Annotated in this window: 16 protein-coding genes; 10 read left to right on the top strand and 6 right to left on the bottom strand. The window is 41.3% G+C overall.

Annotated elements, in window-relative coordinates:
• Positions 1 to 3: 3 nt before the first annotated feature.
• The gene (locus ABTP35_RS01815; protein ID WP_293294317.1) at positions 4 to 645 is read right to left on the bottom strand and encodes a GDSL-type esterase/lipase family protein; all 642 of its coding nucleotides are present in this window, start codon (positions 643 to 645) and stop codon (positions 4 to 6) included.
• Positions 646 to 651: 6 nt separating this feature from the next.
• Positions 652 to 2841, bottom strand: coding sequence for a beta-glucosidase BglX (bglX, locus tag ABTP35_RS01810; RefSeq protein ID WP_375334405.1), 2190 nt, complete (start codon positions 2839 to 2841; stop codon positions 652 to 654).
• A 174-nt stretch (positions 2842 to 3015) separates the two neighbouring features.
• Here bglX and mazG point away from each other — a divergent pair, with 174 nt between their 5' ends.
• From mazG to ABTP35_RS01785, 5 genes are all read left to right on the top strand, one after another.
• The gene (gene mazG, locus ABTP35_RS01805; protein WP_293294321.1) at positions 3016 to 3789 is read left to right on the top strand and encodes a nucleoside triphosphate pyrophosphohydrolase; all 774 of its coding nucleotides are present in this window, start codon (positions 3016 to 3018) and stop codon (positions 3787 to 3789) included.
• Between the two features lie 82 nt (positions 3790 to 3871).
• The gene (locus ABTP35_RS01800; RefSeq protein WP_293294323.1) at positions 3872 to 5239 is read left to right on the top strand and encodes an MATE family efflux transporter; all 1368 of its coding nucleotides are present in this window, start codon (positions 3872 to 3874) and stop codon (positions 5237 to 5239) included.
• Between the two features lie 35 nt (positions 5240 to 5274).
• Complete coding sequence (locus tag ABTP35_RS01795; protein WP_224835162.1) at positions 5275 to 5502, top strand: hypothetical protein; 228 nt, start codon at positions 5275 to 5277, stop codon at positions 5500 to 5502.
• The gene (locus ABTP35_RS01790) at positions 5502 to 6071 is read left to right on the top strand and encodes a phosphatase PAP2 family protein (RefSeq protein ID WP_293294326.1); all 570 of its coding nucleotides are present in this window, start codon (positions 5502 to 5504) and stop codon (positions 6069 to 6071) included. The genes ABTP35_RS01795 and ABTP35_RS01790 overlap by 1 nt, the downstream gene beginning before the upstream one ends.
• Positions 6068 to 7726, top strand: a complete 1659-nt coding sequence (locus ABTP35_RS01785; RefSeq protein WP_293294328.1) for a glycosyltransferase family 39 protein — start codon at positions 6068 to 6070, stop codon at positions 7724 to 7726. The genes ABTP35_RS01790 and ABTP35_RS01785 overlap by 4 nt, the downstream gene beginning before the upstream one ends.
• Here ABTP35_RS01785 and ABTP35_RS01780 read toward each other — a convergent pair.
• From ABTP35_RS01780 to meaB, 3 genes are read right to left on the bottom strand one after another with little or no spacing between them, the layout of a single operon-like run.
• Entirely contained in the window at positions 7723 to 8595 is an 873-nt protein-coding gene (locus ABTP35_RS01780) for a lysylphosphatidylglycerol synthase transmembrane domain-containing protein (protein WP_293294330.1), read from the bottom strand. The two genes, ABTP35_RS01785 and ABTP35_RS01780, sit on opposite strands and share 4 nt — an antisense overlap.
• On the bottom strand, positions 8576 to 9538 hold the full coding sequence (locus ABTP35_RS01775) for a glycosyltransferase family 2 protein (RefSeq protein WP_224835158.1): 963 nt from the start codon (positions 9536 to 9538) through the stop codon (positions 8576 to 8578). Before ABTP35_RS01775 ends, ABTP35_RS01780 begins: the two co-directional genes overlap by 20 nt.
• Positions 9539 to 9573: 35 nt before the next feature.
• On the bottom strand, positions 9574 to 10617 hold the full coding sequence (gene meaB / locus ABTP35_RS01770) for a methylmalonyl Co-A mutase-associated GTPase MeaB (protein WP_293294332.1): 1044 nt from the start codon (positions 10615 to 10617) through the stop codon (positions 9574 to 9576).
• Between the two features lie 214 nt (positions 10618 to 10831).
• On the opposite strand from meaB, the gene ABTP35_RS01765 reads away from it, so the two are divergent.
• From ABTP35_RS01765 to ABTP35_RS01750, 4 genes are all read left to right on the top strand, one after another.
• Entirely contained in the window at positions 10832 to 11257 is a 426-nt protein-coding gene (locus tag ABTP35_RS01765; RefSeq protein ID WP_293294334.1) for an Ohr family peroxiredoxin, read from the top strand.
• Positions 11258 to 11463: 206 nt separating this feature from the next.
• Positions 11464 to 11946, top strand: a complete 483-nt coding sequence (locus ABTP35_RS01760; RefSeq protein WP_224835649.1) for an RNA polymerase sigma factor — start codon at positions 11464 to 11466, stop codon at positions 11944 to 11946.
• Positions 11936 to 12532 (top strand): hypothetical protein, encoded by a 597-nt coding sequence (locus ABTP35_RS01755; protein WP_375334404.1) that lies wholly within the window; start codon positions 11936 to 11938, stop codon positions 12530 to 12532. The genes ABTP35_RS01760 and ABTP35_RS01755 overlap by 11 nt, the downstream gene beginning before the upstream one ends.
• Complete coding sequence (locus ABTP35_RS01750) at positions 12504 to 13952, top strand: hypothetical protein (RefSeq protein ID WP_293294338.1); 1449 nt, start codon at positions 12504 to 12506, stop codon at positions 13950 to 13952. Before ABTP35_RS01755 ends, ABTP35_RS01750 begins: the two co-directional genes overlap by 29 nt.
• 103 nt (positions 13953 to 14055) lie before the next feature.
• On the opposite strand, the gene msrA is transcribed toward ABTP35_RS01750, so the two are convergent.
• On the bottom strand, positions 14056 to 14751 hold the full coding sequence (gene msrA, locus ABTP35_RS01745) for a peptide-methionine (S)-S-oxide reductase MsrA (protein ID WP_293294340.1): 696 nt from the start codon (positions 14749 to 14751) through the stop codon (positions 14056 to 14058).
• A 401-nt stretch (positions 14752 to 15152) separates the two neighbouring features.
• Here msrA and ABTP35_RS01740 point away from each other — a divergent pair, with 401 nt between their 5' ends.
• Entirely contained in the window at positions 15153 to 15389 is a 237-nt protein-coding gene (locus tag ABTP35_RS01740; RefSeq protein ID WP_224835152.1) for a hypothetical protein, read from the top strand.
• Positions 15390 to 15517 lie beyond the last annotated feature (128 nt).

Genomic DNA, 15517 nt, shown 5'->3' with positions numbered 1-15517 from the left:
GTTTTAGTCCATATAATTTTTGATGACATCGTACCAGATGTCGTAGCCCTTGGAGTTCATGTGAAGCCCGTCTTCAATGAAAATGTCCTGTCTTACCTTTCTTTTGTCCAACATGGGATACCAAACATCAACATAATCAATTCCTTTGGTTTCGGATGCCAGTTTGTGCAGTTTACGGTTCAAGCGTCGGTACCTCCCTCTAAATTTCCACCTTGAAATACTAGGTTTGGCCGAAATCAATACAATCTCCATATCCGGTTCTCTATGTTGCAATGTATCGATGATGTCTTGGGCTATTTGTATGATTTTCCTAGGTCTTTTCTTGGCGAAAACATCATTGTCCCCCTCATAGATAAAAACTTTTACAGGATTGTAGTTCAATATCAATTCATCAAGATAATGCTGTAAATCCGAAAATTGAGAACCCCCAAAACCAGTGTTTAAGACCTGGTGATCTGGAAAACGTTCTTGTAAATCTTTCCATAATCGAATACTGGAACTTCCCGTAAAAACAATGGTTTTCGTGGAACTGTCCCAAATGGAATCATTTATTTCCTGTATCTGCTTTACCTCTTTGTCAAAAGGCAACTGAGCCTGTAAGGAGGTGGATAGTGTAAAAAGCAATAGGATGAGATATCTGGTCATGCCGGTTTATTTTTTAACAAAGCTGCCTTGGAGCCCTTCTTGCGAGTTGGTACCGACCATAACATTAAACTCACCAGGTTCCACTACAAACTCATAATTATGGTTGTAAAATCCCAATTCTTGGTCGGTGAGGGTAAATATAACTTTTTTGGAGCTATTTGGGGCCAAACTGATTTTTTGAAATCCTTTCAATTCCTTGGCAGGTCTGGCGATGCTGGCAACCTTATCGTGGATATATAGTTGTACCACTTCCTCGCCTTGGGTTTTTCCAGTATTGGTAACTGTAACGGATACGCTAATGATTGCTTGGTCGGAGGTGTCTATTTTTAGATCTGAATAATCAAATGTAGTATAGCTCAGGCCATATCCAAATGGGAACAAGGGCTCATTTTTTTCATCGCTGTAATGGGACCAAAATACATTGGGCTGGGGGGAAGGTCGCCCGGTACTTAAATGGTTGTAGTAAATAGGGACCTGGCCGACACTGCGCGGAAATGTCATAGGAAGTTTTCCGCTTGGATTGTATTCCCCAAAAACCACTTCAGCTATTGCATTTCCCGTTTGTGATCCCAACTGCCATGTTTCCAATATGGCGGGAATGTACTCAGCTTCCCATGTTATCACAAGTGGCCTACCGTTCATCAGGATCAATACGATGTTCTTGTTTACTTTGTAAACTTCTTTTAAGAGTTCCAGTTGAAGTCCAGGTAGGTCCAATTTTGTTCTGCTTCTACCTTCGCCACTTTGAAAACCGTGCTCGCCCAAGACCATGAGCACAACATCGGACTGTTTTGCAAGTTCCACGGCCTGATCCATTCCAGTAGTATCGGTTTCATTTACTTGGACCTCGTTTAAAAAATCGGCATCTGGATTAAAAACTTTTGGACCTTTTGCATAGGTAATATTATCGGAATATTTTTTTAGCCCCTCCAAAACCGAAACAGCCGTGTTGTCGTCGGATCCCAATCGCCAACTGCCCAGTGGGCTGTTATTGTCATCCGCCAACTCCCCTATTACGGCTATTTTGGGCTGATTTTTACTGATGGGCAACAGATTTCCTTCATTTTTCAAGAGTACAATGGATTTTTTGGCCATTTCCAGTACACCCGATTGGTGGTCTTGGTGGTAGAGTCTTTCCTTTTCCCGTTCTTCATTGCAATAGCGATAGGGGTCATCAAAAAGACCAAGCTCAAATTTGACGGTCAGGATACGCCGAATAGCATCATTTATTTTGTCCTCGGATACTTTGCCTTCCTTTACGAGGCTTACCAAATGGGTGATGTAAGCAGAGGCTTCCATATCCATATCGGAACCTGCATTGGCACCAAGTTCTGCGGCATGTTTCAAGTCTTTGGCATAACCATGGGGCACAAGTTCGCCAATGGAGGCCCAATCGGAAATCACAAAACCATCAAAGCCCCATTTTTCCTTTAAAATATCCCGCTGAAGAAAAGCACTTGCGGTAACTGGAACCCCGTTCAATACGTTAAACCCGTTCATAACCGTACGTACATTGGCATCCACCGCGGCATTAAACGGGGGCAAAACCGAGTTGTACAGGGTCGAAGTTCCGATGTCGGCGGTACTATAATCCCTGCCCGCCTCGGCGAATCCATAACCTGCGAAGTGTTTGGCACAGGCAATTATTGTGTGCTCTTTGGATAGATCGGATCCCTGAAAGCCTTTTACGCGTGCCTTGGCGATGTGCGAACCCAAGTAAGTGTCCTCACCACCGCCTTCCATGACCCTTCCCCAACGGGCATCGCGTGAAATGTCCACCATAGGGGCGAATGTCCAGTTGATGCCCACTGCCGAGGCTTCGTCGGCAGCAATTTTTGCAGAGTTTTCTATAGCTTCCATGTCCCAGCTGGCAGCTTCGGCCAGAGGAATCGGCGCCAAAGTTTTATAGCCATGGATTACATCGAACCCAAAAATCAGGGGGATGCCCAACCGGGATTCTTCCACGACCAATTGTTGCAATTTTCTGACTTCTTTGGTTCCGGTAACATTGAGCATGGAACCTACCCAACCTTTTTTAAGGTGTTCATACTTCATGGAAGCATTTCCTTCTTCCGGCACAGGACCGGTTACGTCCCAAAATCCATTGTATTGGTTCATTTGCCCTACTTTTTCCTCAAGGGTCATTAATTTTAAAAGAGAATCCACTTTTTGGTCAATAGTTGGGTCTTGTGCCATAATATCAGGATTGAACAATAAAAAAAGAAGTAGAAAAATCGAAGTAAAACAGTATTTGGTTTTCATAGGAGAGGTGAGTGTTAGTTATGCCGTTGAATCGACTATTAAAAATAAGATAAAATTACCTCATGCCCTAATATGAGGTCTTTGTACTTTTGGTTAAAATCCAATACCATGAACACAAGATCGGAACAATTGGCAGCTTTAGATCGCTTATTGACCATTATGGACGAACTGCGCGAACAATGTCCATGGGATAAAAAGCAGACTATGGAAACACTTCGTCATTTAACGATCGAAGAAACCTATGAGTTGGGCGATGCCATTTTGGACAATGACCTGGAAGAAGTGAAAAAGGAGCTGGGCGATATTTTGTTGCACATTGTTTTTTATGCCAAAATAGGTTCGGAGACCCAAGATTTTGATATCGCCGATGTTGCCAACGGAATTTGTGAGAAACTTATCAATAGGCACCCCCATATTTATGGCGATGTGAAGGTTGAAAATGAGGAGGAGGTAAAGCAAAATTGGGAAAATATCAAACTAAAAGAAGGCAAAAAGAGTGTGCTAGAGGGAGTGCCCAATGGTCTACCATCCTTAGTCAAGGCCAACCGAATCCAAGATAAGGTAGCAGGAGTGGGGTTTGATTGGGAACATCCGGAACAGGTTTTTGAAAAGTTGAAAGAAGAACTGGGGGAACTTCAAGAAGAAGTGGAGGCCCATAATGCGGATAAAATGGAGTCCGAGTTTGGCGATGTGCTATTTTCCATGGTGAACTATGCCCGTTTCTTGAAAATTAATCCAGAAAATGCGTTGGAGCGGACCAATAAAAAATTCATCAAACGCTTTCAATATTTGGAACAAAAAGCCAAAGCGTTGGGGAAGACCATGAGCGATATGACCTTGGCCGAAATGGATGTGTTTTGGGAAGAGGCCAAACAGCTTTGAAAATTATCCATAATCTAAGTCAAAGATGGACAAAAATTATGGCCGATCTGGCTATATTTGCCATCCTTTTTAATTATCCAAAGTGTTTCAAAACTATACTAAAGAGTTTGCCTACAACCTGAGGTTGTCCTATCCTGTTATTTTGGGGATGTTGGGGCATACCTTTGTGGCTTTTGCCGACAATATTATGGTTGGGCAATTGGGTACCGCAGAGTTGGCAGCGGTTTCTTTGGGGAACAGTTTTGTATTTATCGCCATGTCACTTGGAATCGGGTTTTCAACTGCAATTACGCCATTGGTGGCAGAAGCCGATGGTGCAAAGGACCAAGCAGCAGGCAAAAGTGCCTTAAAACACGGTTTGGTACTTTGTACGGTACTAGGACTATCGCTATTTGGACTTATACAGGTTTGCAAACCTCTGATCCATCATATGGAACAGCCTCCGGAAGTGGTGGAACTCGCTTTGCCCTACTTGGATTTAGTGGCCTTTTCGTTGGTGCCGTTGATTATTTTTCAAGCTTTCAAACAATTTTCAGAAGGACTTTCCCAGACCAAATATCCCATGTATGCCACAATATTGGCAAATGCGGTGAACATAACCCTCAACTATTTGCTTATTTTCGGTTCCTTCGGATTTCCAAAATTGGGAATTGTCGGTGCTGCCGTTGGCACCTTGGTATCTCGTGTGATTATGGTTGCCTATATTTGGTATTTGCTCAAGCGTAAAAAGAAATTTGAATCCTATGTGACCCAATTCAATTTTAAGAAGATCGAGAAAAAAGTGATGCGTAAAATCATCAGTTTAGGGTTTCCATCAGCTTTACAGATGTTTTTTGAAGTCGCCATTTTTACCGCTGCCATATGGTTGAGCGGTGTACTTGGTAAGAATGCCCAAGCCGCAAATCAAATTGCCCTGAACTTGAGTAGTATGACGTTTATGGTGGGAATGGGGCTGAGTGTTGCCGCAATGGTAAGGGTCGGTAACCAAAAAGGATTGCGCAACCATAAAGATTTGAAGCGTATCGCAGAATCCATTTTTTTCTTGACCTTGATTTTGGAAGTGGTCTTTGCAGCTATTTTCTTGGTGGGTAGGCATTGGTTCCCTACCATTTATTTGGATGTTGGCGATATTGCCAACCAAGCCGACAATACCGAAGTGATCATTGTTGCTGCCAAATTACTGTTGGTTGCTGCTTTTTTTCAGATTTCGGATGGACTTCAAGTAGTAGTATTGGGAGCCTTGCGCGGTTTGCAAGATGTGAAGATACCCACGCTCATCACTTTTATTGCGTATTGGTTGATAGGTTTTCCTATCAGTTATTATTTGGGATTGCACACCGATTTGGAAAGCACAGGAATTTGGATTGGACTTTTATCGGGACTTACGGCATCGGCGGTAATGTTGTATCTTCGATTTAACTTTTTGACCAAGAAATTGATTACACAATAAGACGAATTCCAAGATTGGAATCAAAATAAGAACACATGGAACTACCTAAATTTTTATTGGCCGATAATACCGATCATCCCGAGGCCATCTTTATTGTTCATACCGAGTACCCGAGATTTATTATCAACCTAGAAAATGATGAAGTGGAATGGATGGAGGAATTTTCTAAAGAAGATGAGGCCGATCTAATGGATGAAACTGAAAATCTGGTCGAGGCGGCAACGGCATTTTACGATAGGGAAGTTTCCAGATACGACTCGTAATGCTCGAACAACTGCTGCAATACGATAAGGACTTGTTTTTGTTCCTGAACGGATTGGGAACGGAGACTTGGGATGGTTTTTGGATGTTTATGACCAAGACCAGAAACTCGGCCCCGCTCTATATTCTATTACTTTATTTATCCTATCGAACGTTTGGGTGGAAAGGAACCGGGATAATTTTGGTTTCCATCACTTTGTTGATTACCTGTACCGACCAATTGTCCAACTTTTTTAAATACGGTATTGGTCGTTTGCGACCATGCCACGAACCCGAGGTAAGTAGTGTAATGCGCTTGGTGAAAAGCTATTGTGGAGGTCAATTCGGGTATTTTTCTGCCCATGCCGCCAACTCGTTCGGACCGGCCATTTTCTTTACGGTGATGTTCAGGAACAAAGTGAAATACATTGCTTGGGTATTACTTCTTTGGGCCTGCATTGTGGCCTATAGCCGCATTTATATTGGTGTGCACTATCCGTTGGATGTGCTGACTGGAGCTTTGGTAGGTTCGCTTTTTGGTTGGTTATGGGCCAAGATGGCTATATTTGCTTTCCAAAAAACAGGGGTATGATCTCGACCGCCAGATACTGGTTTTATATTGCGCTGATCGTGTTGGTGTACATTATTGGAATGTTCGCAACCTTGTTCGAGAACGATTCGGCCCAGTTTGCGGTTATGGCCATGCGAATGGTGCAGGAAAACGACTTTCTAAGCCTTTTTAAAGGCCCCGAGGAGTATCTGGACAAGCCTCATATGCACTACTGGTTGGCCGCAATTTCCTTTAAGATATTTGGAATTCACGATTGGGCGTATCGCATTCCCGGTATTTTATCCACTTTGTTGGGCGCCTATAGTTGCTACGGTCTGGGAAAATTGCTCTACAATAAAGATGTGGGTCGTTTTGCCTCATTGATTTTTATGACGGCTCAAACCATAGTTTTGGCCAACATTGATGTCCGAACCGATGCCGTTTTAACTGGATTTACAATATTCTCCATTTGGCAATTGGCCACATATATCGAAAAAGGAACACTAAAAAGTATTGCTTTAGGTGCTTTGGGAGCGGGTATGGCTTTTTCCACTAAAGGACAGATTGCCCTCGTGGTCATTGGAATTTCTATACTCTGCCATTTGGCCTATACCCGAAAGTGGGAACGATTGCTCCATTGGAAGCTATTGGTGGCCCTTCTTGTTTTTGGTATGACGATAACCCCGATGTTATACGCCTACTATCATCAATTTGATTTGCACCCCGAGAAAGTAATTCGTGGTAAGGATAACCGCAGCGGTATCTTCTTTATTTTTTGGGAACAAAGTTTTGAGCGGATGAGTGGCGAGGGCGTTGGGAAGAACAGTAGCGACTTTTTCTTTTTTTTCCACACCTTTTTGTGGGTGTTCTTGCCTTGGACGATCCTTGCTTTGGTTGGTTATTGGATAAAGGTGAAAGCCTTTTGGGAAGCCAAGTTCTCCTACAAACCCAATTTGGAATTTTTGACCGTGGGTGGAATTTCAATTTTGTTCCTGCTCATCAGCTTTGCGCAATTTAAATTGCCGCATTACATGAATGTGTTGATGCCTTTATATGCAATTTTATCTGCGGGTTTCCTGTCTGTTTTACATCAGCAGGAAAAATTGAAGATGGCAAAGGTGATACTCGGAATCCAATATTTTATATTGGGATTGGTAGTTGTCTTTACCTTATTGATAAGTTTTACTGTTTTCCAATTGGAACATTGGTATGGCTATGCATTCTTGTTGCTGGCACTAGGTATGGTGGTTTATTTTGTTCAAAAAAGGGAAGTTGTCTACGCCAAGATTGTTACCGTTGCCATTTTTAGCTCAGTTTTATTGAATGGTTTTATGAATGCCCATTTTTATCCAAAATTACTCGAATACCAAGGAGGTTCTAATATGGCACAGCAGGTAAAGGAGAGGAATATTCCCGTGGATGACATTTATAAAATTAACGAAAGACATACCTGGGCATTGGATTTTTATAATCAAAATCCTGTCAATATTGTTTCCACTTCATATTTGAAGAACATGAAGGATATTTGGGTATATGCTACCGATAAAGAACTGGAACTATTGAAAAAAAACGGAATTGCTTGGGATAATGAAATAACTGTGGACCAATTTCGTATTACCAGATTACAGATCAAGTTTTTGAATCCCGATACGCGCAAAGAAAAGTTGAATAAAATGCACTTGGTGCATCTAAATTAGTCCACAGATTCCAGCTGTGGCTTTTTAAAGTGGTAGATTACACCAAAAAGGGAGGTGAGTGCCGTAATCAAAAAGAAGGTGAAACTGATGCCAATGGAAGTGCTCTCATCCAGTCCCAGCCATTTTGCGCCATATAAAAAAGTAATCTCTCTACTTCCAATTCCCCCGATCGTTAATGGAATTACGGAAACGATGGAAGATACTAAGAACACAAATAGGTATTCAATGAAGTCCGTATCAACGGACAAAGATTTCAAAACAAAAAGAACGCAGACCAACTGTGCCAATTGAACCAGAGCGGAAAAGCTAACGGATTTCCAAAATACGGGCAGGGTAGAGGTAAAAAATATCTTGTTTACAAACCAAAATGCCACAACACTCAACGGAATGACAGCTACAATCAACCAGAAAAAACTTTGGAAAAACTCATTTTTGGAAAGCAAAGCAAGCACGCAGGCATAAATAAAAAGTAACAGCATCCCGCTTAAGCGGTCCAGCAATAAACTGGACACTACTTTTTTGGTGCCAGGTTGATACACTTTTTGAATGACGTAGCCTTTGTAAGCATCGCCACCAATACCTCCTGGCAAGAATAGGTTGTAGAACATGCCCAACAGATACAGCTTTAGGTTGCTTAATTGAGACACTTTTGCACCCATCTGATGGAAATACAAGTTGGTTCTAAAGGCTGAAATTATTTTTGAAAGCACAAAAAACAACAAGGCCAAGAATAAATAAAGAGGCTCGCTTTTTTTTAAGGTCTGGACTACATCCTTCAACTCTATTTTGGTGAAAATAAAGTAAATCAGTACCGCACTAACAATAATTTTTAGGGCAGTAATTAGCTTTTTACGCAGCTTTTCCGTCACCTATACTTATTTTTTTGATGCGATATGGTCTTTTCTGTTGCGATTCGTAGTAGGTACGGATCAAGAGCTCCATTACAATGCCAATGGTAAACAGTTGAATTCCCCCAACAATGAACATCATCCCAAAAATAAGTAAGGGTCTGGTTCCAATATCTTGATCAAATCCTAGTTTAACGATCAATAGATAAATATTGATAAAAATCCCGAGGATGACTAACAAAACCCCGAAGATTCCGAAAAGGTGAATGGGGCGTTGGAAGTATTTTCTAATGAAAAGTAGCAGCATCATATCGGCCACAACTTTAAAAACACGCTCCAAACCATATTTGGAAACCCCAGCGTGCCTTGCATGATGCTTTACAGGCACCTGTTTTATCTGTGCACCTTCCAAATGGGCTAAAAGCGTGATAAAACGGTGCATTTCACCGTATAAATTTAAACTTTTTGCAATATCCTTGGTGAAAACCTTGAGCGCACAGCCGTTATCTTTAATATCCAATTTAGTCACCCTCCGTACCAAAAAATTGGCAATCTTGGAAGGTATTTTTTTAACCAACGAATCTTTTCTTTTCTGACGGATTCCCGTTACCACATCATATTCTTCGGTTATGGCAAACGATAACATTTGTGGAATGTCGGATGGATCGTTTTGCAGATCACCATCCATGGTAATGATGTATTCGCCCTCGGCATAATCAATTCCGGCGGCAAGGGCCAAACTTTGGCCATAGTTCTTTTTCAACTCGATCAAATGAACCTTTTTATCATCCATTTCCTTGACCTTCTGACGGGTTTTATCCGTAGAAAAATCATCTACATAAATGATTTGATAGTTATACCCATCAAGGCTTTCGTTGATTTTTTCGGTCAAAAGAACCACATTGTCCTCCTCGTTGTACAAAGGAACCACTATGGATAAAAGGGAATTGGTGACGGTGTTCATTCAGTATAAAATCTGTGCAAATTTATTGCTTTTATTTAAAGTTCCTCGGTAATCTTGTCCAATAGGAGTTTTGCAGCGTAGAACGGTGATATTTTGTTCTCTTCGATTTCTATCAAGAACTTGGCCTGTTCTTTTTTAAAGGTTTCTTTTTGATGGAAAAATTGTTTAATGTATTCGTCCACGGTCTGAAGGAACCAGTTTTTGTTTTGGAGTTGTCGATTCTTTTCAAAAAAGCCATTTTTCCTATTGTGCTCTACAAATCGCTGCACCATTTCCCAGATTTCTTCAATTCCTGTTTTCTCCATTGCGGAACACTTCATTACTTTGGGTGTCCACCCATTGGCTTTTGGAGGGTAAAGATGTAAGGCTCTGGAAAACTCTGTCACGGCCAGCTTGGCATGTTCCAAATTGCTGCCATCCGCTTTGTTGATGGCAATGGCATCGGCCATTTCCATAATGCCCCGTTTTATACCCTGTAGCTCGTCGCCAGCACCAGATAATTTCAATAAAAGGAAAAAATCGACCATACTGTGAACGGCAATTTCGCTTTGTCCAACACCAACGGTTTCTACCAAAATAACATTGTAGCCAGCGGCTTCACAAAGAATAATACTTTCTCGGGTCTTTTGAGCAACACCGCCCAGGGATGTTCCGGATGGTGAAGGGCGGATAAAAGCATTCGAATCTTTGGCCAAAGTTTCCATTCGGGTTTTGTCCCCCAAAATACTTCCTTTGCTCAATGAGCTCGTAGGGTCTACGGCGAGAACGGCTACTTTGTTGCCCTGTTCGGTCAAGGTTGTTCCCAAAGTTTCGATAAAGGAGCTTTTGCCCACTCCAGGAACCCCTGTGATTCCTAAACGAATGCTGTTCGTAGGTCGGGCCAAGCATTTTTCAATTACGGTATTGGCTTTTTCAAAATGCGCTGGTCTTGTGCTTTCCAACAGCGTTATGGCCTTGGCAAGCATGGCCTTGTTTCCATTAAAAATACCTTGGGCCAAGACATCGGCAGAAAGTTCTTGTTTTCTGAGCGCCTTAATTCTGGAAATAGTGTCCACGGGTGTCTTATTATCGTCTGCCAAGAGTACGTTTCTAATGTTTGTACGAATTTATAAAGATTTTGCGGGTTTAAGTGAACTCACAAAAGGAATAGCGATTACTTTTTGGTTTACCCATTTCACAAAAATTTAATATCCAATTAATCGGACTTACGCCTACAATTTGGTACCTTATTCGTAAAATGATCGAGCACCGAACCGGTGCCGGTTTTTTACGAACCTATAAACATTTTAAAAGATGAAGACTATTTTTGAGGCCAAGGCCACCAATACAGGGGGAAGAGCAGGACATGTAACGAGTGAGGACCGCGTTTTGGATTTTGATATCAGTATGCCCAATTCCAATGGTAAACCTGATCCTAAATCCACAAATCCCGAAGAACTGTTTGCCGCGGCTTACTCCACATGTTATGCCGGAGCTGTAGAGGCCGTTGCAAAAATGCATAAAGTGGAGGATTTGGGCGATTTTAGTGTAACTGCTATCGTAGCATTGAACAAAGAGGAAGAAGGTTTTTTTCTTGAGGTTACTTTGGACACCTATTTGCCCACTGTGGATAAGGAAATGGGGGAGACCATTATTAATGAAGCTCACGAAATGTGCCCGTACAGCAAGGCCACAAGAGATAATATTACCGTTCACTTAAATTTATTGATGGACGAATAAATTAAGTAACTTTTTAATTATGAGCCCTGTTGATGATAATCGACGGGGCTTTTTTGTTAAAATTAAATCAAAAACACCCTAATTTGCAACGTTGCAATTTTTGCATCGTCCTTATTATAGTAACAACTAAAAAACCAAACATAGAACCGAGTACGCTCCATATTGAGCTCGTTGAAAAGTGCAAGGCCAACGACCGCAATGCACAGATGCAACTGTACCGTCAGTATTGCGATGGCATGTTCTGCGTGGCCATGCGCTTTCTTAAGAACACGGACGATGCTGAAGATGTGCTGCAGGATTCGTTCATTAAAGCTTTTCAACGAATTGGTCAATTTAAGGGAGATGTCACTTTTGGGGCCTGGTTAAAGCGAATTGTGGTGAACGGGAGTATCGATTATTTAAAATCGAAGCACCAGAGAACGGTGGAGCTGAACGAAAGTTATCTGCAAGTGGCAGAGGAAGATGATTGGTCTGTAGAAGAAGGTATTTCCATGGAACAGGTAAATCAGGCCATCGAGGAACTGCCATCCAAATATAAATATGTTGTCCAGTTGTTTTTGGTAGAAGGGTACGACCATTCGGAGATATCGAAAATATTGGCAATTACCGAAACGGCATCCAGAACCCGATTGCTCAGGGGAAAGGCACAATTAAAGGAAAAATTAAAAGATATGGCTTATGGCACGTGATCTTAGAAAAATGTTCGAAAAAGAGAGGGAGCGGAGACACTTCCAAATGAAGCAAGGGCATGAAGACCGATTTTTTGCGAAGCTGGAAGAGGAACTGCCCCAGATTCCACCCAAGAAAAAGGTTATCTCCCTTTGGATGCAGATTGCGGCATCTGTTGTAATAATCTTGGGATTGGCTTTATTTTATTTTAATGATACACCGATTGATCCTGTAGAAAAGGTAACGGTTGTGGATCGAGAGAATGCTGGCAAAGAAAGGCAAGGTATCTCACTGGGGGATTTATCGCCGGATCTTAAAAAAATCGAGACCTATTACACAACCAATATTAATTTGCAATTGGCCGATTTGGCCGATGACCCAGGAAATAAAGAGTTGGTGGAGAGTTATATGGATCGTTTGGCGGAACTCAACACGGAATACCAAAGACTGAACGCGGAGCTGAACCAATTGGGACCCAATGATCAAACTATAAGCGCCTTGATCAATAATTTACAACTAAGGCTGCAGTTGCTGCAAAAATTAAAATCAAAGTTGAATCAATTAAAATCATCAAAAAATGAACAGGAATCATCAAATATTGTTTAGTGGATTGCTTCTTGCCATGGTCGGGTTCTCCTGCCATGCGCAAGAAAATTCCAAAACCTACAAGGAAACCTTTAATGTAAACAAGGATACCGAAATCAATATTAGTACCAGTTACGCCGATATTGAATTTGAGACTTGGAACAAAGATCAGGTTGAAATTACCGCCGTAATCGAATTGGAAGGTGTGGCAGATGACGAAGCACAGTCATATTTTGATAAAGATCGGGTAAAAATTATGGGGAACAGCCAGGAAATTGAGATCAGTACCCAAGGAGCTAGCCCCTATGCATTTGATTTTAGGACAGTAAATATAGATATTCCCGATATTCCCTCGGTAGCTGAGATCATTGAGCATGTGGAAATCCCGGAAATTATTATCCCAGAAATTGCAATGATACCCTCTATGCCGCCCATGCCTCCGCTGCCGCCCATCGAATTTGATTACGATGCTTTTAAGAAAGACGGGGATAAGTATATGAAGGAATGGAAAAAGGAGTTCGATAAAACATTCGATAAGGAATATAAAGAGCGTTTTGAGGAATGGGGCAAAGAGATGGAAAAAATGGCGGAGGAACGCAATGCCCAAAGAGAGGAACTACGTGAAGAGCGGGAGAAGATGAGGGAAGAACGCGAAAAAGTGCGAGAAGAGATGCACGAAAGATTGCGCGAACAACGCGAGGAAATGCGTGCGCAGCGGGAAGAGTTACGGGCAGAACAGGCGGAGCTGAGAAAACAACTCAGAGAGGAAGCCCGAACCATACATGGAAGCCCAAATGTGTTCTACTTCTCTTCCGATGGAAAACATAAAGAGTACAAAGTCAAAAAACGAATAATCATTAAAATGCCCAAGTACATTAAACTGAACATGAATGTACGCCACGGGGAGGTAAAATTGGCGGAGAATGCCAAAAACATCAATGCAAGCTTGTCTTACGCAAGCTTGCTGGCCTCCACAATTGATGGGGCAAACACCGACATACGGGTATCATATTCCCCGGTAACGGTTAAAAACTGGAACTACGGTAGCTTAAGTACCGACTATTCGGAAAAGGTTAACCTTAAAGAGGTGAACGAACTAAAGCTCAAATCCGTTTCGTCCAATGTGGTGATCGGTAGATTGGCCAGTAAGGCCATGGTCACCAACACCTTTGGCTTATTGCAAATAGATGGAATAGCCGATAGTTTTAATTCAGTGGATATCTCTATGGAAAATGGTGAACTGGATTGTAAACTGCCCCAAACTGCTTATGTTATTACTGTGAACGAGAACACGTCTGGGTTCAAATACCCAGAAACGTTAAAATTGAGTTCTACAAAAAAGTACGGTGGAAATTTACATACGGGCTATAATATCCATAAGCAAGATGGCAAGACCATCAAAATTAACTCTAAATTCAGTGAGGTGGTTCTCAAGGATTGATTTTTGTTGTATTACCATTAAATAGAATCACCTTTACCAACTAGGCAGTCTTCATCATATTTATTTTCTTCTACATTGGCCTGCCAACTATCCCACCCATCGCTTAATGAGCATCTTCCTTTAAATAAGACTGAAAGTTTTCCTTGAAACGGTTCAATCTGGGAACCGAAACATTACGGATGTAACTGTTGTTCGGATTACGCCTCTCATAATCTTGATGGTATTCTTCCGCTCTGTAGAATTTATCAAAAACCTTTACTTCGGTCACAATGGTGCGTTCGCCATAAACATTTTCGGCCTCCAATGCACCAATGTAATCTTTGATGATTTTCTTCTCCTTTTCGTTTTTATAAAAAGCAATGGAACGGTATTGTGCGCCACGGTCGGGTCCCTGTCGGTTTAGGGTGGTTGGGTCGTGTGAACCAAAAAACACCTGTACCAGTTGGGTAAACGATATTGTTTTTGGGTCGTAATATACTTCCACGGCCTCGGCATGGGAGGTTCTACCATAAGAAACTTGTTCGTAGGTCGGGTTTTTCTCCGTCCCGCCCGAATACCCGGAATACACTTCTTTAACACCCTTTACACTTTCAAAAATAGCCTCAACGCACCAAAAGCACCCACTTGCAAAGTAGGCCGTCTCATAATTTTTAAGTTGGTCGGCACTTAAACTTGTTTTTACTGAATGTGTGATTTGTTCTTTTTGTGCAATTTCCTGATTATCGGATTTGGTTTTGGATTGGCAACTTAAGGAAGCCAAAATTAACAGGGTCAGAAATGTAGTTTTCACAATGTTCATTTTAGTTTCTTGTTTAGTTGTAATAAGATAGGAACTATTACTGAAAAGGGCGTTAAAAAATGTTAATCGCTTTAATTTACTTCACAGTGGGGTAGTTTGTAGATAAGTTCAGGATTAAAAAACAATGTTGTTATTTCTTACGCACTATTCTAAAAATATAATCTTTTTCCTACAAATAACTTATTGGTCCTCAGTAGGTTGCAATGGAGCTAAAAGCGAAATCATCGATGAAATGCACATGCGTTCGGTATGTTGTTTTTGACCTTAAAAACCGTTGTCGAGGATAAAATGCACTTTATCTGAAAAAAAAATATTCACCGACGGAAAAATGTCATTGACCGATGGAAATCCAGTTAAGCTTGTTTGCGAAAGTAATTTTACATCGTAAAACAATCGGAACTATGAAGACAATTTTCACCATCATCGCAATCGCTTTTTTCGGAACTATGGCATCTGCCCAGAACATTTCCAAAGAAACTAAAGTGGATGTTATCACTGAAGGTGTTGAGTTGAACATAGAAATCAACAATAGCATCAGAAAGGATAGACAAATGGTAAGATTGTACAAGTTTAAGAACTCACGTATCAAAAAAGAACTTTCTTTTAAAACAAAAAGAAACAAGTCTAAATTGGCCTAATCACCATGTTTGCATTTATAATTCCTTTTATTTTGATTTTTGGTGTTGCGTTTGTTCTGGCGACCATAGCATTCTCCTTTAGACAAAGGAAATCTTAGAAAGAGAAACTTTAGAGACGAAAAATAATG

The organism is Flagellimonas alginilytica (assembly GCF_042134605.1).
GTDB classification, from domain to species: domain Bacteria; phylum Bacteroidota; class Bacteroidia; order Flavobacteriales; family Flavobacteriaceae; genus Flagellimonas; species Flagellimonas alginolytica.
The sequence above is the reverse complement of the archived record's forward strand: the minus strand, read 5'-3'. Positions and strand labels throughout refer to the sequence as shown.